14 protein-coding genes, 1 tRNA gene and 1 riboswitch are annotated in these 18,659 nt (G+C 61.5%); of the genes, 11 read left to right on the plus strand and 4 right to left on the minus strand.

Going from position 1 to position 18,659, the window contains the following annotated elements:
* Window positions 1-268: 268 nt before the first annotated feature.
* The 4 genes from L2I41_RS15410 (at window position 269) to L2I41_RS15425 (ending at window position 7,976) form a co-directional block, all read left to right on the plus strand.
* A complete protein-coding gene (locus L2I41_RS15410; RefSeq protein WP_237154464.1) occupies window positions 269-1,387 on the plus strand; it encodes a hypothetical protein in 1,119 nt (372 codons plus the stop codon).
* Window positions 1,388-1,390: 3 nt separating this feature from the next.
* The gene (locus L2I41_RS15415; RefSeq protein ID WP_237154465.1) at window positions 1,391-3,613 is read left to right on the plus strand and encodes an HAD-IA family hydrolase; all 2,223 of its coding nucleotides are present in this window, start codon (window positions 1,391-1,393) and stop codon (window positions 3,611-3,613) included.
* 129 nt (window positions 3,614-3,742) lie between these two features.
* Window positions 3,743-5,767: a YgiQ family radical SAM protein gene (locus tag L2I41_RS15420; RefSeq protein WP_237154499.1), complete on the plus strand. Its 2,025-nt coding sequence runs from the start codon at window positions 3,743-3,745 to the stop codon at window positions 5,765-5,767.
* Between the two features lie 505 nt (window positions 5,768-6,272).
* Window positions 6,273-7,976: an NAD-dependent malic enzyme gene (locus tag L2I41_RS15425; protein ID WP_237154466.1), complete on the plus strand. Its 1,704-nt coding sequence runs from the start codon at window positions 6,273-6,275 to the stop codon at window positions 7,974-7,976.
* 74 nt (window positions 7,977-8,050) lie between these two features.
* Here L2I41_RS15425 and L2I41_RS15430 read toward each other — a convergent pair whose 3' ends face one another.
* On the minus strand, window positions 8,051-9,823 hold the full coding sequence (locus tag L2I41_RS15430; protein ID WP_237154467.1) for an ABC transporter transmembrane domain-containing protein: 1,773 nt from the start codon (window positions 9,821-9,823) through the stop codon (window positions 8,051-8,053).
* Window positions 9,824-10,131: 308 nt separating this feature from the next.
* On the opposite strand from L2I41_RS15430, the gene rpmE reads away from it, so the two are divergent.
* Window positions 10,132-10,359, plus strand: coding sequence for a 50S ribosomal protein L31 (rpmE, locus tag L2I41_RS15435; protein WP_237154468.1), 228 nt, complete (start codon window positions 10,132-10,134; stop codon window positions 10,357-10,359).
* Between the two features lie 140 nt (window positions 10,360-10,499).
* Here the strand turns inward: rpmE and rcdA are convergent, their stop codons facing one another.
* Both rcdA and L2I41_RS15445 read right to left on the minus strand, forming a co-directional pair.
* Window positions 10,500-11,039, minus strand: a complete 540-nt coding sequence (gene rcdA, locus L2I41_RS15440) for a protease adaptor protein RcdA (RefSeq protein ID WP_237154469.1) — start codon at window positions 11,037-11,039, stop codon at window positions 10,500-10,502.
* A gap of 556 nt (window positions 11,040-11,595) precedes the next feature.
* On the minus strand, window positions 11,596-11,784 hold the full coding sequence (locus L2I41_RS15445; RefSeq protein WP_237154470.1) for a DUF1192 domain-containing protein: 189 nt from the start codon (window positions 11,782-11,784) through the stop codon (window positions 11,596-11,598).
* 234 nt (window positions 11,785-12,018) lie between these two features.
* Between L2I41_RS15445 and L2I41_RS15450 the strand changes: the two genes are divergently transcribed.
* The 5 genes from L2I41_RS15450 (at window position 12,019) to L2I41_RS15470 (ending at window position 17,345) form a co-directional block, all read left to right on the plus strand.
* The gene (locus L2I41_RS15450) at window positions 12,019-13,017 is read left to right on the plus strand and encodes an NAD(P)H-quinone oxidoreductase (RefSeq protein WP_237154471.1); all 999 of its coding nucleotides are present in this window, start codon (window positions 12,019-12,021) and stop codon (window positions 13,015-13,017) included.
* 135 nt (window positions 13,018-13,152) lie between these two features.
* Window positions 13,153-13,857: a DUF1013 domain-containing protein gene (locus L2I41_RS15455; RefSeq protein WP_237154472.1), complete on the plus strand. Its 705-nt coding sequence runs from the start codon at window positions 13,153-13,155 to the stop codon at window positions 13,855-13,857.
* 446 nt (window positions 13,858-14,303) lie between these two features.
* Window positions 14,304-14,747 carry an NUDIX hydrolase gene (locus tag L2I41_RS15460; RefSeq protein ID WP_237154473.1) on the plus strand — a complete coding sequence of 148 codons (444 nt, stop codon included), beginning with the start codon at window positions 14,304-14,306 and terminating at the stop codon, window positions 14,745-14,747.
* Window positions 14,748-14,908: 161 nt separating this feature from the next.
* A complete protein-coding gene (locus L2I41_RS15465; protein ID WP_237154474.1) occupies window positions 14,909-16,447 on the plus strand; it encodes a YjjI family glycine radical enzyme in 1,539 nt (512 codons plus the stop codon).
* Window positions 16,440-17,345: a YjjW family glycine radical enzyme activase gene (locus L2I41_RS15470; protein ID WP_237154475.1), complete on the plus strand. Its 906-nt coding sequence runs from the start codon at window positions 16,440-16,442 to the stop codon at window positions 17,343-17,345. The genes L2I41_RS15465 and L2I41_RS15470 overlap by 8 nt, the downstream gene beginning before the upstream one ends.
* A gap of 51 nt (window positions 17,346-17,396) precedes the next feature.
* Here L2I41_RS15470 and L2I41_RS15475 read toward each other — a convergent pair.
* A tRNA-Glu gene (locus tag L2I41_RS15475) sits at window positions 17,397-17,472 on the minus strand.
* 113 nt (window positions 17,473-17,585) lie between these two features.
* Window positions 17,586-17,699: riboswitch (TPP riboswitch) on the plus strand.
* A gap of 111 nt (window positions 17,700-17,810) precedes the next feature.
* Between L2I41_RS15475 and L2I41_RS15480 the strand changes: the two genes are divergently transcribed.
* Window positions 17,811-18,656 (plus strand): ABC transporter permease, encoded by an 846-nt coding sequence (locus L2I41_RS15480; RefSeq protein ID WP_237154476.1) that lies wholly within the window; start codon window positions 17,811-17,813, stop codon window positions 18,654-18,656.
* Window positions 18,657-18,659: the final 3 nt, after the last annotated feature.

The following is an 18,659-nucleotide window of genomic DNA, read 5'->3' on the forward strand; positions in this document are numbered from 1 at the left end:
AGGCTATGTCTTGGGGCTTGAAAAATGCCGACACCTCAATCTGAGGTGAGCGAGTCATTTGGCCGCAAAGGAAGGACTTTTGACGTCGCGCTCGCACCTGGAAGTTTTGTGCTAGTCTGGCTGGAATCGATCGTCGCTTTTGTCTATTAGAATAGGCTGAAAGCAAGGTGCGCTTGATTGTATGATCAATGAGTGTGACATTTGGGCAGGCACTCCAATGTGCCTCGTATTCATGTGAAAGCAATCATTTCTAGGAGAGTAAGATCCCGTGAGACAGTTCGAAAACGTCATTGTGACATCTGATATACTGGCAACCTCGCAAAAAGAGCAAGACAGTAATCTGAGATGGCTCAGAGATTTGTTTACTGGGCCTATCCAGCGGGGGGCGGGCTTGCCGGTTGAGATCGGAAGTCGGCAGTGGAATGATACTTGGTCGTTTGACCGGAAGGCTTTTTTCGAGCTTTCTGGACTTGGAGTCGATCTCGAAGAAACCCAGATCTATTTTTCGCCAAAATCTATTTCAGTCGCGTCCATCGAATATCTCAAGTCATGTCTGCATGATGGCACAATCGTTGTGGGATACGAGATCAGCGCTTCAACACGGGAGATTCTGACGCGCGCCGGCGTGACCTACGTTGATATGTGGTTACATCCAATCCGGTTCATGGATGATCTATTGTTTGCGTTTCAGTCGAATGATCCGTCTCTCGATGAACGCATTCAGTCATTCGAGTTGCCAGAAGAGTTGAGCTTTGCCTATGCGTCCAGGTTGCGCGTACAGATGTACCGAGGTAAGCCCCGCCTGAACAATGATCTGAAGACGCGTAGCGCGCTTTTTGTGGGGCAAACTCTAAAGGATAAAGCTATCGCGTCTGATTCGGGTATGCTCACGCTTTTGGACTATCGCGCGCAGTTTGAACGCACGGCAAAATCCTACAATCACGTCTATTATTCTAGGCATCCATTTGTGAAGAGTGGAGACGAAAAATCTCTTTCATTTACAAGGGGTTTTAGGAATGTCTCTTTGACCAGTCATCCGGTATATATGATGTTGGCTACGGATGAATTGGAGTATGTTTTCAGTATTTCGTCGTCTGTTGTCACTGAGGCGAAATATTTTGGTAAGAAGGTGGACTACCTCTACCAGCCGCCTGTCAAAGTTTACACGGAAGGTGGTTATAGCAGTGTGTTACACAATTTTCTTTTTTCTGATTTCTGGAGGTTTGTTTTCCTTGGTGGTGCAAAGCCAGACAGTCGTGCAATAAACTTCGTCGACGGTCGGAACAAGATGCGGGATATGTTGTCGTGGTATTGGGGGTTCCGGACAATCGATCGGCTCGAGGGGCTTTACAACACCGTGTCCAATCTGGTGCCTACGAAGGGTTAAACCGTGCTCGACATTGCCAAGTCCAAGTCCTTGATCGACAAAGCAGACGTCGTATCATTTGACATATTTGATACACTTATCCGACGCAGTTTCGCCTCCCCGCGCGATGTATTTCATCATATGAAAGGGCAGGCCCATCGTCTGTCTGGAGGTTTGATAACAGATTTTTCCTCTATCCGAGTCCACGCCGAGAAGCATGCCTTGGAAAGCGCCAAGCTGCTCGGTGTCAATGAAGTGTCGATTGATGAGATTTACGACGAAATCGGCGAACTGACCGGGCTTAAGGGAGATGTACTCACCGCCCTTAAAAATCTGGAGATAAGTACGGAAGTTGAATGCACCGCCTCTCGGCCTATCGGGCGAGATCTTTTTAGTTATGCTCAGCTGCGCAGGAAGCGGATTATCCTGGTGTCAGACATGTATCTCGATCGCAATGCGATTGAGCGTCTCTTGGCTGTCGCCGGCATTGAACACTACGAGCGAATTTATCTCTCAAGTGAACTGAGGAAGACGAAACGGGACGGCGACCTTTTTCGATACATCCTTGATGAGTTGCATCTTGATGCGTCGAAGTTGATTCATGTGGGCGACAACTCGAAGGGTGATGTTTCTGTGCCCGAGAGTTTGGGTATTCTGACGATCCATTTGCCTCGCTCTATGGAAAATTTTCGGGAGTCTAGTGTATTTGGCGTCAACCTCGCGGAGGCGGGCAAGAAGCACTGGTCCCTTACAAAGAGCGTGGTCGAAAAGTTGGTTGCCGATCGCTTTTTCGATGTACGTGAGGATCGCCACAAGACGGAGTTTTTCGGCGGTGACCCTTTTTGTTTCGGGTACTCTGCTTTAGGTCCTCTGATGTTGGGGTTCGCGTTTTGGTTGTTTAGGGAGGCAAAAGCGGATCGGACTGAGAAGCTATACTTCCTGTCCAGAGACGGCTTGATAATGAAACGCGTGTTTGACGAACTCTTTCCTGCTAGCGAATATGGGATTGAGACCGAGTACCTTTACTGCTCACGCAGAATGGTTCGTGTGCCGGCCATGAGGAACAGGTTCGATCTACTCCAGCCATTGTCGCGTCCGATTCATAAGCGATCGATCGGTAACTGGCTGGAGGCCAATTATGGTGTGAATGTATCTGACATCTCCATAGATATATTCAAGCGCCACGGTTTTGAGAATGCATCTACTCTGATCTATGATGACGTGGATAGGGGAGCATTGAAGGCGCTTATTCAAGAGTGCGAAGAGCTTTTTCTCGCGGTTGCAGCAGACGAGAGATCGAGTTTGGAGGGCTACCTCGCTGCGAGCGGAATCGGAAACGGAAGGCACGCTGTCGTCGACATCGGGTATGCAGGCACGATGCAGGACGCGTTGTCTTCTTTCTTGGGCCGAGAATTGAAAGGCTACTATCTCGCCGTATTCGGTTCTTCTTCCGGGGGCAAAAACCAACTCGACCTCAGAGGGTTCCTCTCCCAATACGGATCTGACAATAATCCGTCTCTGGGGATATGCACGCATCGCTTTGTGTATGAGAGCCTGGTTTGCAGTGTTGAAGACTCAACGGTGCGCATTAAGTGGGATGGAAGCGCCTACTCTCCTGTTGGTCAAATTATTCCAGGAGACGACGGGCGCAAGGTATTCGTGGACCTTGCTCACGCGGGTGCAGTTGCAATGGCCAAGGATTACCGGGAAATTTCGCCGGTTGCCCCAGAGCTATCCTTGTTGTCTTCCGAAGCAAGTACCATGATTCTAGACAGTTATCTGCGAAGGCCGATGTTGGGTGACGTCGCGTTGTTGAATGGGATCACGTTCCACGACTTGTATGGAGTTGACGAGCCGAGATTCTTGGCGTTGGCGCCGGAGCTGAGAAGCGGTGTTGTTCCTGCACGAATCATCTGGAAGGAGAGTCTTTCTGTTGATGCGGGGGGCGTGATCCAGACTGCCCAGGAAGCTGAAATGGCAGCTAGGACAGCGTTGGCTGCGAAGCAGTATAGCATCGCTGCCGATGCATTCCTTGCTGCTTTCAAGCTTCAGCCCGCTCGATCGAACTATCTTCGTGCGGCAGCAGAGGCTCGTTACAAAGCAAAAGAACGGAAGGTTGCTCGCGCTCACCTTAGAGAGTACTTGAAAATTAACCCTAATAATGCAAGGGCAAAGGCTCGGCTCTGGACAATGCGTGTGCCGTTCTTGTCCATGGTTATAGGTGACTACGAGTTCAAGTTGAGTTGAGGCTGGTGGGTGTGTTTTGGTTTGGTGAGTGCTTTGTTCGTGTCTGGAATTTGGGTACGTATGCATACGTAATATGGCTCTCGGGGAGAATTCCCCGAGCCCACAAATTCTGCTAAACACCCGCCCATGATGGACGCTGCGAAACCGATCTTTTCCTACAAGAAATACTGGGCCGCCCGATTTGGGACGGCCCGGTTCCTGCCCACGAGCCGCGAAGAGATGCAGGCGCTGGGGTGGGATAGTTGTGATGTGATCATCGTCACGGGTGACGCCTATGTGGATCACCCGAGCTTCGGCATGGCGGTGATCGGGCGGCTTCTGGAGCGGCAGGGGTTTCGGGTCGGAATCCTGTCGCAGCCCGACTGGCAGAGTGCCGAGCCGTTCAAGGCGCTGGGAAAGCCCAACCTGTTCTGGGGCGTGACCGGCGGCAACATGGACAGCATGGTCAACCGCTATACGTCCGACCGGCGAATCCGCCATAACGACAGCTATACGCCGAACAATGAAGGCGGCAAGCGGCCCGACCGGGCGGTGAATGTCTATGCGCAGCGCTGCCGCGAGGCCTACAAGGATGTGCCGATCGTGCTCGGCGGCATCGAAGCGTCGCTGCGGCGCATTGCACACTACGACTACTGGTCGGACAAGGTGCGCCGGTCCGTGCTGGTGGATTCCAAGGCCGACATCCTGCTCTATGGCAACGCCGAGCGGGCGATCGTCGAGGTAGCCCACCGCATCGCCAAGGGCGAGGATATCGCCACCTTTGATGACGTCCGCGGCGTGGCGCTGATGAAGTCGTCGGTGCCCGAGGGCTGGACGGAAGCGCATGCCGACGACATCGACAGTGCCGACGAGGGCGCGCGCCAGCGCGGCGAGAAGACCGTGATCCGTCTTCCGGCTTACGAGCAGGTCTCGGCCGATCCGGAGACCTATGCCCGTGCCTCGCGCGTTCTGCATCGCGAGAGCAATCCCGGCAATGCACGTGCGCTGGTGCAGCGCCATGGCGACCGCGAACTGTGGGTGACGCCGCCGCCCATCCCGTTGACGACGGAGGAGATGGACGGGGTCTATGAGCTGCCCTATGCGCGCGGGCCGCACCCGAGCTATGGCGACGCCAAGATCCCGGCCTGGGAGATGATCCGCTTCTCGGTGACGATCATGCGCGGCTGTTTCGGCGGCTGTTCCTTCTGCTCGATCACCGAGCATGAGGGACGCGTGATCCAGAGCCGGTCCGAGGGGTCGATCCTCAAGGAGATCGAGCATATCCGCGACAAGACGGATGGCTTCACCGGCATCATCTCCGATATCGGCGGCCCCACGGCCAACATGTATCGCATCGGCTGCAAGGATCCGGCGATCGAGAGTGCGTGCCGCAAGCCGTCCTGCGTCTATCCGGACATTTGCCCCAACCTCAACACCAGCCACGAGGCGCTGATCCAGCTCTACCGCAAGGTCAGGGCGGTGCCCGGGGTGAAGAAGGTGATGGTGGCCTCCGGCGTGCGCTACGACCTCGCCGTGAAGAGCCCGACCTACATCAAGGAACTGGTGAAGCACCATGTGGGCGGCTATCTGAAGATTGCGCCCGAGCATACCGAGGACGGTCCGCTTTCCAAGATGATGAAGCCGGGCATCGGGGCCTATGACCGGTTCAAGCAGTTGTTCGACGCGGCGGCCAAGGAAGCGGGGAAGAAATACTTCCTCATTCCCTATTTCATTGCCGCCCATCCTGGCACCAGCGACGAGGACATGATGAACCTCGCGCTGTGGCTCAAGAAGAACGGCTATCGCGCCGACCAGGTGCAGACCTTCCTGCCGTCGCCGATGGCGCTGTCGACCGCCATGTATCATTCGGGCGTCAATCCGCTGAAGGCGGTGCGGCGTGGCGGATCTGAACGGGTGGAGACGGTGAAGGGGCTGAAGCAGCGCCGCCTGCACAAGGCCTTCCTGCGCTATCACGACGCCGAGAACTGGCCGCTTCTGCGCGACGCGCTGAAGTCCATGGGGCGTGCCGATCTGATCGGCAACGGCAAACACCACCTGATTCCGTCGTTCCAGCCGGCTGGTACCGGTGGTTCGGGTGGCGAGGGCAAGCGCGTGGGCGCCAAGCATGGCACCCAGAAGTTCCTGACCAAGGGCGTTCTGCCCAAGCGCAAATGACGCAAGAGCCGGGGCGGTGAGCCCCGGCTGATCCGCCCGGGTCCCCTGTCTCCAATCCTGTTGAAGCCTCGCCGTACGGGTATCCCCGGACAGCGAGGGGCTTTGCCATGCGATGACAGCATGGCTTGAGCGTCAATTTCAATTTACTTGTCGATTTTCGATTAGCTAGTGATGAAATCGATCACAGCCATCGTCATTTTCGCCGCCAAGGGCGCGATTATGTGGGGCGGAAGTTCCGCTTAAAGTTTTCGCGAGGGTGCTGGCGTTGATATACGTCAACGCAGATCATGTTGCATTGCGACTAAACCGATAAAGTAAGTCGAGGCGGGCAACTTAACGCATTAAGTCCCCGTGCGACCAATGAAGCTCGTGTTTTTACTGAAGATTTTGGTTGCAGATGAGCGCAGTAGAAGGGGCGATGAATAAGACTTTCGGCTAAGCCCCGAGGCGAGAACAACCCGCTTCGCATGGTTTCGGTTCGATCTGGACAGGATAGAGGGCCATCATGAACGACTTTACCAATCTAGGCAGCCAAATCGACGCGTCCGTGGTGGCGTCGGTGACGTTGGATCAGGCCATTCTCGAGAATCCGTTGCTCAATCGCGGCACGGCCTTCACCGTCGAGGAGCGCGATGCCTTCCATCTGCACGGCCTGCTGCCGGACCAGGTCGAGACCCTGGAAGATCAGGTGGCCCGCCAGCTTGAGTGCGTGCGCGGCCTGGCGTCCAATCTTGATCGCTATGTCTTCCTGCGCGACCTGCAGGACACCAACGAGACGCTGTATTACGCGCTGATTACCGAGCATCTCGACGAACTGCTGCCGATCATCTACACGCCGACCGTCGGCGCCGGCTGCCAGCAGTTCGCGCATATCTACCGCCGTCCGCGTGGCCTGTTCCTGTCGCTGCCCAACAAGGATCGTCTCGACCAGATCCTCGCCAACCCGCGCTTCGACAAGGTCGAGTGCATCGTGGTGACCGACGGCGAGCGCATCCTCGGCCTTGGTGACCAGGGCATTGGTGGCATGGGCATCCCCATCGGCAAGCTGGCGATCTACTCGGGTTGCGGCGGCATCGATCCGGCCGCTACTCTGCCGATCACGCTCGACGTTGGTACCAACAACCTCGAGCGCCTCGCCGATCCGATGTACTTCGGCTGGCGGCATGAGCGCGTGCGCGGCCAGGAATATGACGACTTCATCGAAGCCTTCGTCACTGCCGTTCGCAAGCGCTGGCCCAACGTGCTGCTGCAGTGGGAAGACTTCCACAAGAACAACGCCAATCGCCTGCTGGACAAGTATCGCGATCAGCTCTGCACCTTCAACGACGACATCCAGGGCACGGCCTCGGTTGCCACCGGCACGCTGCTGTCGGCCATCCAGATCACCGGCACGCCGCTCACCGAGCAGCGCATCGCCATCCTCGGCGGCGGTTCGGCCGGCATCGGCATCGCCGACCTGATCAAGCGCGCCATGGTGGAAGCCGGCCTCGAGCCCGACGAAGCCGCCAAGCGCTTCTTCGTGGTGGGCCGCTACGGTCTCGTCACCGAGCAGACGCCGAACCTCGACACCTTCCAGCTCGGCTTCGTGCAGGACAGCAAGCTCCTCAACGAGTGGGAGCTCGATCAGGAAGGCAAGGCCTCGCTGCTCGACGTGGTGCGCAATGCCAAGCCGACCGTGCTGATCGGCGTCGCCGGCCAGGCGGGCATGTTCACCGAAGAAATCATCCGTGAGATGGCCAGCCATGTGGACCGGCCGATCGTCTTCCCGCTGTCCAACCCGACGTCCTGCGTCGAGGCCCAGCCGGCCGACATCATCACCTGGACCGACGGCCGCGCCATCATCGGCACGGGCAGCCCGTTCCAGCCGGTTGAGTACAAGGGCAAGACCTATCACATCGCCCAGACCAACAACTCCTACATCTTCCCCGGTGTCGGTCTTGCGGCTCTGGCGGTGCAGTCGACCCGCGTGACCGACGGCATGTTCCTCGCCGCCGCCCGCGCGCTGGCCGAGCTGTCGCCGGCCAAGAGCACCCCGGGCGCCCGTCTGCTGCCCAAGCTCGACAAGATGCGCGACGTGTCCTTCCACATCGCCGTCGCCGTGTCCAAGCAGGCTCTGGCCGAAGGCCTGACGCCGAAGATGAATGACGCGGAGATCCTGCGCCGCGTGCATGACAAGATGTGGGCGCCGAAGTATCGCCCGATCCGCTGAATGAGTGGACGCTGAATGAACGAACGCCCCGGACGGCATCCCGTCCGGGGCGTTCTGCTTTTCAGGTGTGGCGGTCAGGCTTCGAATTGCAGGCGTGCGAGGCGGGCGTAGAGGCCGCCTGCCTCGACGAGTTCGGCATGGGTACCTTCCTCGACGATGCGGCCGCCGTCCATCACCAGGATCCGGTCGGCCCCGACGACGGTGGCGAGGCGGTGGGCGATGATCAGCGTCGTGCGGCCCTTGGCCAGCGTGTCGAGGGCGGCCTGGACCAGGCGCTCGCTCTCGGCGTCGAGGGCGGAGGTGGCCTCGTCGAGCAGCAGGACCGGTGCGTCGCGCAGGATGGCGCGGGCGATGGCGATGCGTTGCCGCTGGCCGCCGGACAGGGTGACGCCGCGCTCGCCGAGCTGGGTGGAATAGCCTTCAGGCAGGGCGTTGACGAAGCTGTCGGCGTGAGCGGCGGCGGCGGCTTGCTCGACCGCCATGTTGGTCGCTCCCGGCGCGCCGAAGCGGATGTTGTCGCGCACGTCGGCGGCGAAGATGACCGGGTCCTGGGCGACCAGCGCCATGCGGCGGCGGACGTCACGGGGATCGGCGCGGGCCACGTCGACGCCGTCGACGAGGATGCGGCCGGCGGCGGGGTCGTAGAAGCGCAGCAGCAGCTGGAAGACGGTGGACTTGCCGGCACCGGAGGGGCCAACGATGGCCACGGTCTCGCCGGGACGAATGGCGAAGCTGAGATCGGTCAGCGTCGCCATGTCGGGGCGGGAGGGATAGGCAAAGGAGACGCCCTCGAAGCGGATTTCGCCAAGGGCCTTGGGCGGCAGGACCTGCGGATTGGCGGGGGCAGTGACGGCTGGCCTGATCTCGAGGATTTCGGCCAAGCGCTCGGCGGCGCCGGCGGCGGCAGTCAACTCGCCCCAGACCTGGCTGAGCTCGCTGAGGCCGCCAGCGGCAAAGACGGCGTAGAGCACGAACTGGCCGAGCGTGCCGGCCGAGAGGTCGCCGGCGACAACGGCGCGGGCGCCGATCCACAAGACCGAGATGATGCTGACGAAGACCAGGAAGATCGCGACGAAGGTGAGGAGGCCGCGGGTGCGGATCTGCGTGCGTGCGGCGTCGAAAGCCCGGTTGACCTCGGCGGTGAAGCGGGAGGTGACGAGCACTTCGCTGGTATAGGCCTGGACGGTGCGGATGGCGCCGATGGCCTCCTGCGCATAGGCGCTGGCGTCGGCCAGGGTGTCCTGGGCTTCGCGCGACCGCTTGCGCACGGTGCGGCCGAAGGCGACCAGCGGCAGCACGATCAGGGGGATGGCGGCCAGCACGATGGACGAGAGCCAGGGGCTGCTGACGACCATCATCACAGCGGCACCGAAGAAGAGAAACAGGTTCCGCAGGGCGATGGAGGCGCTGGAGCCGGCGGCGGCCTTGATCTGGGTGGTGTCGGCAGTGAGGCGCGAGACGATCTCGCCAGACCGGGCGGTATCGAAGAAGGCGGGAGAAAGTTCGGTCAGATGACTGAAGACAGCGGCGCGCACGTCGGCGACGACGCGCTCGCCGAGCGTCATCACCAGATAGTAGCGCAGGGCCGAGGCGAGGGCGAGGCAGCTGACCACCACCATCAGCACCGAGAAGGTCTGGTTGATGCTGTGGCCGCTGGCGGCGACGAAGCCGTTGTCGATCATGCCGCGAACGGCGATGGGGACGGCGAGGGTGGCGGCGGAGGCGGCGACCAGTGCACCGAGGGCCGCAAAGGCACGCCCCTTGTAGCGCGCGGCGAAGGGCAGCATGGATCTCAGCGGCTTCAGGCTGGAGCGGCGTGGAGCTTTGGCGGCGGTCTCGTCGGTCATGATCGTGCGGCTATCCGGACAGCTGGTTTACTTGCAAGGGTTGATCATGCCGAATGCGCGACGGCAAGTCACAGAATCCTGAAAGTTGGGGGCTCGGGCCGCTTGTTCCCGGCGCCCCTTTGTTATATAGAGGCCGCGATCTCGTCGTGAGTTGGCTATGGGCCGCCATCGGGTGCCGTTGGCGGCTTTCGTTCGTAAGGGACGCAGAGCCTGTTGCGACCGTGCAGGAATTGAACATCGGGCACCCCGCGCGCGGGCGTCGCCGCTGCGGCCTTCAAGGCTGACAGGACAACAAAAGGACCGAAGCGATGAAGCAGGGCATTCATCCCGAATATCACTCCATCAAGGTCGTCATGACTGATGGCACCGAGTTCGTCACCCGTTCGTGCTTCGGCGCGGAAGGTTCTGTGCTGAACCTCGACATCGACCCGAAGTCGCATCCGGCCTGGACCGGCGGCACCCAGCAGCTGATGGACCGCGGTGGCCGTCTGTCGCGCTTCAACAACAAGTTCGGCGGCCTGTTCGCCACGAAGTGATCGGGCGCCTGGCGTTCGACGACAAAAAACCCCGGCGAGCGATCGCCGGGGTTTTTGTTTGGGGGCATGGCAGCGTCAGTGAAGGACAGGCCAGAAGCGGGACAGCGGCGCCAGGCCTGCGTCCCGCCTCGTCAGGAGTGTCACGAATCGAGACGGCGGGCGCCGAAGGCGCTGGCGAGCCGGTCAAGATCGCGGGCGATCAGGTTGGCCGGATTGGCGGCGACGGTGCGGGCGGCGTAGATGGCGCGGTCCATGTGGCGGACGCGTTCGTGCAGACGGGTGGTCCGCTCGATCAGGTCGCGCAGGGCGGCCGGCAGGTCGTCCCATTGCGGGCCGGACATCAACGGATTGGGGCTGTCGAGGCGCACCTTGTTCTTTTCCGAGCTGGCCTGGTCGAGCGACAGCTCGCCCTCGTTGACGGCGCGCTGCAGCAGGAGCCAGGAGGCGATCTGCATCAGGCGCGTGGTCAGGCGCATGGACTCGGTGGAATAGGTGAGAGTGGCGGCACGGCTGAGAGCGCGGCTCTCGCTGCGGCCGGGGCCGTCGAGATAGGCGGCGGTTTCCTCGACCAGCGTCATGCCGTCGCGAAAGAGTTCGCGGAACAGCTCGGAGTTGACCGCCCGCGAACCGAAATCGATGGCGCCGGACTCGCTCACGGAATTGATCGGGAACTCGCTCATGCCAAAACCCCTTTACTAAAACTCATCGGCAAGCCGGCTACCGGGCACCAAGGCTGGCTTCCTAAGCCGAAATCCTCAAGGCGCACAGCGGTCAACCTGCCTTGGCGTTACACTGTCCCCGATATCCAACGGCCCTGTCGGCACGTCGGTCGTCTCGGGATGGTACGCCTTGCGTGTCATCAGGCTCCTGACTGGCAACCCATGTGCCAAGGACGGCATTTGACCTCGGCGGTCAAGATAAGTTCTTAATAAAAGGTTAACAGAGGGAGGGGCCCGCGTCATCCGGATTTGAGTCGCACTTTTTGTGCAGACCAGCCGAGGCCGTGCAGACAGCGTCGGTGTCCGGGCATAAAAAAAGAGCCGCTAGAGGCGGCTCAAAAAGTTTAACAGGGAGGCGTCAAAAAGAGTGACAGGAGCCACTCAGGGATCCAAAACCTTGGATCACCAGAGTAATAACTCAGATAGGTTAATCAATAGCTAACAATGCGGCGCATTTTGATTTGGTGGCCTGCGCTTTGTCTCGCTTCGGGTCAATTTTCATTTTCGAAACAAGCCTTCAGAATTTGAACAGGGCCTCGGCGGCAGATTTCGTGTTCATCTTCGAGCCCTTGAGCTCAGTCAATCTGTTAATTTCTTCTTGCAGAAGCAGGATGGTTTCATCGATCTCCTGAACGGAAAAGGCCGAGACATCGCGGCCAACTTCGTAGCTCGGCTTTTTCTTTGGGGTGTCGTCGTCAATCATCATGCTTGCTGCCTTCCGGTCGTGAGCCTGCTTGCTTGATGGGGATGGAATGGCAGTAAGTCGCAAGTGTCAAGCGAAGCGGAAAGGTGTAGGGCTTGATCCCGATATGGCACCCGGCCCGGGATCTTCCCCCTGTCCGCCGCGGGTCCAAGGCTTTCCCGGTTGGCGGAGCCAAGCCCGATCCTGCGCCTTGCCGGTTAGTCTGGGTTTTGCCTGGGGATCTGTGAGAGAGAGCTCATGACCGACTTGCCGCAAACCATGACCGCGATCGAGATCAGCGCGCCGGGTGGTCCGGAGGTGTTGAAGCCCGTCCAGCGTCCGGTGCCCACGCTCGGCGCCGGCGAGGTTCTGATTGCTGTCGACGTTGCCGGCGTCAACCGCCCGGACGCGCTGCAGCGGGAGGGCGGCTATCCGCCGCCGCCGGGCGCGCCAGACATTCCCGGGCTTGAGGTGGCGGGGCGTGTGGTGGCCGTCGGGGCAGGTGTGGTGTCGCCACGCGTGGGCGACCGCGTGACGGCGCTGGTGGCCGGCGGCGGGTATGCCGAATATTGCGCGGCGCCGGCGGGCAGCTGCCTGCCCTGGCCGGAGGGCTATGACGCGACAATGGCGGCGGCGCTGCCGGAAACCTTCTTCACCGTCTGGTCCAATGTCTTCGATCGGGCCGGCCTCAAGGCCGGCGAGAGCTTTCTCGTCCATGGCGGCACCAGCGGCATCGGCACGACGGCGATCCAGATGGCCAAGGCCTTCGGTGCGCGGGTGTTCGCGACGGCGGGGTCGGCCGAGAAGTGCGAGGCTTGCCGCGCGCTCGGGGCGGATATCGCCATCAACTACCGCGACGAGGATTTCGTGGCGGCGGTGAAGGCGGCGACGGGCAGGAAGGGCGTCGACGTGATCCTCGACATGGTCGGTGGCGACTACGTGGAACGCAATTATGACGCGGCGGCGGCGGACGGGCGGATCGTCCAGATCGCTTTCCTCAACGGTCCCAAGGCGACGGTGAACTTCACCAAGCTGATGCTGAAGCGGCTGACCCATACGGGCTCGACGCTGAGGGCACGTGATCCGGCCTTCAAGGCGGAGATTGCCCGTGCGCTGGAAGCGAAGGTGTGGCCGTTGCTCGCCAGGGGGCAGATCAAGCCGGTGATCGAAGCGGTGCTGCCGCTCCGTGAGGCGGCCGAGGCGCATCGGCGGCTCGAGGCCGATCATATCGGCAAGATCCTGCTGAAGGTGCACTGAAAGGGGCGCAAACCATGCGTTCTTGAATTGCGAAGCGGCCGAAGGATCTGTATAAGGGCCTCACTCCCAAGTCATCGTGATACGAGACGGCGGGCCGCCGGCGAGAGCCGGTGGACCAATGAGAAGGATTTTATCATGTCGAACGTCCCCCTGATGCCCAAGGCCACGGCCGTCTGGCTGGTCGAGAATACGGCCCTGTCGTTCGATCAGATCGCCGCTTTCTGCAAGCTGCATCCCCTGGAAGTGAAGGCCATTGCCGACGGCGAGGCCGCGCAGGGGATCAAGGGGCTCGATCCGATCCTCACCGGCCAGCTGAGCCGCGAGGACATCACCCGCGCCGAGAAGGATGGCGGTCTTCGCCTGAAGCTGCAGGACCCGAAGGTGCGTGTGCCCGAGGCCAAGCGTCGCGGCCCGCGCTACACCCCGGTGTCGCGCCGCCAGGACCGCCCGAATGCGATCCTCTGGCTGGTGCGCAATCATCCCGAACTCAAGGACGCGCAGATCATGCGTCTGGTGGGCACCACCAAGACGACCATCGCGCAGATCCGCGACCGGACGCACTGGAACTCGGCCAATCTGTCGCCGGCCGATCCGGTGACGCTGGGTCTGTGCTCGCAGATCGAGCTGGACATGGAAGTCGAGAAGGCCGGCAAGGCCTCGCCGGAGAAGGTGCTGGAGCAGACCCTGCTGCCGGTGGAAGAGACCACTTCGGCGGATGCTCTGGCCGGCTTCAAGTCCGGTTCGCGCCGCGAGGAAGAGGACGAGATCGACGCGGACGCCGTGTTCGCCAAGCTCAACGCCATGACCGCGCGCAAGAGCGACGACGAAGACGACTATTGAGCAAGGCGGCGATCGGCCGGATTTCGCCTTGAGGGCGTCATGCCCAGCTGGGATGCTGGGGAGAGGCGCCAGGATGGGGCTGAGGTCTGGCTGTTGCAGTCCTGAATGAATCCGAACCCATGGTTCGTATATACCCATTCCGGGTTTTCGCCCGGAATGGGTTTTCTCTTTTCCAGACAACGGTTCTGAGGCTGCGGTCCTCGGGCCTTGGGCTGGCGGGGCAAGCCTCGGGATATTGATAGTGCCGCGGTCCGCTCGTCGGACGGAGATGCCGCGGTCACGGGGTGGTGCCATCTTCACGGCGGTATTCATGTCGGAACTGTTTTTGACCTATGTCGTTCGCATCACGTGTGGATGTCGTTACAATTATGTAGATAGCTGGCTAATTGCCTAGGGGGCAATCTATCCGGCTCCCGTTGATTGATTTTGCGAGTGGAGCGGCATGGATGGCCAAGCGGGGGAAAAGACGGCAGGTGGCGGCGCTCGCCTACAGGATCACGCCGGAAGGTGTGCCTCTGTTCCTGCTGATTTCTTCCCGTGACACGCGCCGCGCGGTGATTCCGAAGGGATGGCCCATGAAGGGGCTGAAGGATCACGAGGCGGCTGCCACCGAGGCCTTGGAAGAGGCGGGCGTGACGGGCAAGGTGGGGCGCATCTCGATCGGCAGCTATCTCTATTGGAAGCGGCTCAGCGATTGCTTTGCCTTCGTGACCGTCGACGTCTTTCCGCTGAAGGTCTCGGGGAGCGTCGAGGGGTTTCGGGAGGAAGGGCAGCGGGAGATCGGCTGGTTCAAGGCCGAGGACGCCGCCCTTCTGGTGGACGAGCCTCTCCTGGCGACGATGATCTCGCATTTTTCCAACCGGGTTGGGCGGCGGCGCAAGGCAGCTTGACAGGGCTTGCCAGTTCATAAGCGCAGACTTGCTTCAATCTATTGAAAGATAACGTATATCTACGTATGGAACGGGTACGGACAGGGCGTGTAATCATGGAAAACCGGTGTCGGCGAGCGTAGTATTCGCTGCCGGGGATTTTCACGTTCAGGATGCCTCCCATGTCCGAAGAGATGACTGCAGTCCGCAAGATCGTGCGCGACCAGACCCTGTCCTTCAAGCAGAAGGAACATGCGCTGGCGGTGCAGGCGGAGAACATGCTGCCCTATCCGTTGCTCGACGCGGAGACGCGGGCCGCGCTGGATGCGCGCATCATCTGCGACATGTACGAGGGGCATGCCCCCTACAAGCCGCGCTATGTGCTGCCCGACTATGCGGTGGTGCTGAGCAAGGGCTCGGCCTATCTCGAACTGCCTGTGCCGACCACGCTCGATGAAGCCATCAACACGCTGATGATCGCCTATCATCACGTGCCCTCCGTGACCGGCATGCCGGTGTTCATCGGCCACCTCGACGCGCTGCTGCTGCCCTTCTGCGACGGCGTGTCGGACGACGAGCTCTATCGCAAGATCAAGCTGTTCTGGCGCTATCTCGACCGGGTGCTGCCAGACGCCTTCATGCATGCCAACATCGGCCCGACCGACAACCGGGTTGCCCGGACGATCCTGAAGGTGGATGCCGAACTCAAGCAGATCGCGCCGAACCTCACCTTCCTCTACGATCCCGAGGTGAGCGGGGAGGACATCCTCCGGCTCTGCACCGACAACATCATTGCCTGTTCCAAGCCGCATATCGCCAATCATCCGGTGCATGCGGCGACCTTCGACGCGCGTGGCTATGCGATCGTCAGCTGCTACAACGCGCTGCCGCTGTGTGGCGGCGCTTCGACGCTCACCCGCATCAACCTCAAGAAGGTGGCCGAGGCAAGTGCCGATGAGGCCGATTTCCTCAATGTGCAGCTGCCGCGCTATGTCGCGCTGAACGCGCGGCTGACGCGGGCGCGGGTTGACTATCTGCACAAGCAGTCGGGCTTCTTCCAGTCGTCCTTCCTGGTGGAGGAAGGCTGGATCGAGCGTGAGCGCTTCACTGCCATGTTCGGCATCTTCGCCATGGCCGAGGCCGTGAACCACCTGCAGGCGATGGCCGGCAAGGCTGGGCGCTATGGCCATGACAGCGAAGCGAATGCGCTCGGCGCGCGCATCTCGGCGCTGCTCGCCGATCTGGTGGCGCGCGAACCGATGGACAATGTCTGGCGCGGCGCGGCCATGCTGCATTCGCAGGCTGGCATCAGCTCGGACGCTGGCGTGACGCCCGGCGTGCGCATTCCCTATGGCGAAGAGCCTGACCCGGTGAGCCATGTGCGGGCGCTGCTGCCGCATCACCAGCACTATGCCTCCGGCGTGTCGGAAATCCTGACGCTTGATGAGACGGTGCGCGGCAACCCCGAGGCCGTGTTCCAGCTGGCCAAGGGCGCGCTTGCCATGGGCTTCCGCGAGTTCACCGCCAATGTGGCCGGCAATGATCTGGTGCGCGTCACCGGCTTCATGATCCGCCTGTCGGACGTGAAGCTCTACAACGAGGCCAAGGGCTCGCGCACCAACACCACCTCGCTGGGCGCAGAGGCGGCCGAAGTGGTCGGCATCCTCGGTCGCAAGCCGCGCGTGGTCGGGCTCGAACTGGCGGTCGGCGCCGTTGGCTGACGGCGACGCCCGCGGGGCGGCCGAGGCCCGCGGCGCGCTGACGGCGCAAGTCTCGAAGATCCTCACCTGGTCCGTGGTCGACGGGCCTGGAAATCGCTTCGTGCTGTTCCTGCAAGGCTGCACCTATCGCTGCCTTGCCTGCCACAACCCGCACACCATCGGCCAATGCGATCATTGCGGCGCCTGCGTGGCCACCTGTCCCTCCGGGGCGCTCAGCCTTCGCGATGGGCGGGTGGTCCATGACCCGGCGCCCTGCACGTCCTGCGACACCTGCCTCAGGACCTGTCCGATCAACGCCAATCCGATGGTGCAGACGATGACCGTCGCGGATGTGCTGGCGCGCATCCGCACGGCGCAGGCCTTCCTGACCGGCATCACCGTCTCGGGGGGAGAGGCGACGATGCAGTTGCGCTTCGTGTCGGCGCTGTTTGCCGCCCTCAAGACGTCTGGGGATCTCAGGCATCTCTCCTGCATGATTGACAGCAACGGCCATCTCGGACCGCGCGGCTGGGCTTCGGTGCTGCCGTTCACCGATGGCGTGCTGCTGGACATCAAGGCCTTCGATCCCGACCGGCATCGCCGGCTGACCGGGCGCAGCAACGAGCGCTCCATCGCTTCGGCCCGGCTGCTGGCAGCGGCGGGCAAGCTCAGCGAGCTGCGCCTCCTGATGATCCCCGGCGAGACCGACCTCGACGCGGAAATCGACGCCCTGACGCGCCTCGTACTGGACCTCTCGCCCGAAACCCGCATCCGCCTCAACGCTTTCCAGCATCACGGCGTGCGCGGCGAGGCGCGGGAATGGGCAAAGATGGAGCGCGATGGCGTCGAACGCGCAGCGGAGCGGCTGCGGGCGGCAGGGGTGAAGCACGTGGCCGTGCCGACGGTGTGGCTACCGTGAGGGGGTAACCTCAGGCAAACAGTGTCAGTGCATAGATTTCCAAGGGAAATTTGGCACTCCCAACCGGAATCGAACCGGTGTTTTCGCCGTGAGAGGGCGACGTCCTGGGCCGCTAGACGATGGGAGCGCAGCGGTGAGCGGGGATATATCGTTCCGGTTCGGGAAGTGCAAGCGCATTTTCGCAAACCGGCTACGCTTTTCTTGAAGCTTGCCTCGGCGGCGCTTCCGGCCCATAGTCGTTGCCGTTCCGAGGGGTGTCTTCTGCAGGAAGACTGAGATGATCCGGGTGGCCGGATCGAACTCTTCGAACCTGACCCGGGTCATGCCGGCGTAGGGACGGAACGAGTTGGATGGCCCGGGGAGACCGGGCCGATCCTGCCTGATCCTTCACAAGCGCCGCTGTTCGACCCTTACGACGCCCTGCCGGTGACGATGTCATTGCGCCGGGAGATCCGAGGATTGGCGATGCGCGAGTTGGACGGCGACAGCTTGGGTGGAGCGGCGGATGCCGGGGCTGGCGTCGCGTTGGCGGCGGCCTCGCAGCGGCGATCCGGGCGCGCGTGGCTTGCCAATCTGCCGGTACAGTTTTCCCTGGCCTTTCTGATCGTGCTTGCCCTGTGGCAGGCGGGCGTGATGGTGCTGGATGTGCCGGTCTTCATGCTGCCGCCACCGTCCGACGTGCTGATCGCCTTCCGCGACTATGGCGACCGGTTGCTGGCGGAGGCCGCCATCACTCTGTTCGAGACGCTGCTGGGGCTGATCGCCGGCGTGGCGCTCGGCATTGCCACGGGACTTGCCGTTTCGCTGTCGCCGCTGATGGCGCGGCTCCTGTCGCCGCTGCTGGTGGTGAGCCAGTCGCTGCCGGTGTTCGCGCTGGCGCCGCTCCTGGTGCTGTGGCTCGGCTTCGGGCTGAGCTCCAAGATCGTGATGACCTCGCTGGTGATCTATTTCCCGGTGGCGTCCAGCTTTGCCGACGGGCTCAATCGCACCGAGCCCGGTCTCATGGACCTCGGGCGCCTGATGAAGGCGCGGCGGTTCGATTTGCTGCGGCTGATCCGGGTGCCGGCGGCGCTGCCGGCACTGGTGACGGGCATCCGCGTTGCCGCCGTCTATGCGCCGATCGGTGCGGTGATCGGCGAATGGGTGGGGGCCTCGCATGGCCTCGGCCTCCTCATGGTGCAGGCCAATGCGCGCATGCAGACGGCGCTGTTGTTTGCGGCGCTGACCGTGCTGGCGGTGGCCACCATCGCCCTCAAGATCCTGGTCGATCGCCTGACCGCGCGCCTCATCCCCTGGGTCGAGACGACCTGAGAC

The sequence above is a fragment of the Oryzibacter oryziterrae genome, from assembly GCF_021864535.1.
Lineage (GTDB): Bacteria > Pseudomonadota > Alphaproteobacteria > Rhizobiales > Pleomorphomonadaceae > Pleomorphomonas > Pleomorphomonas oryziterrae.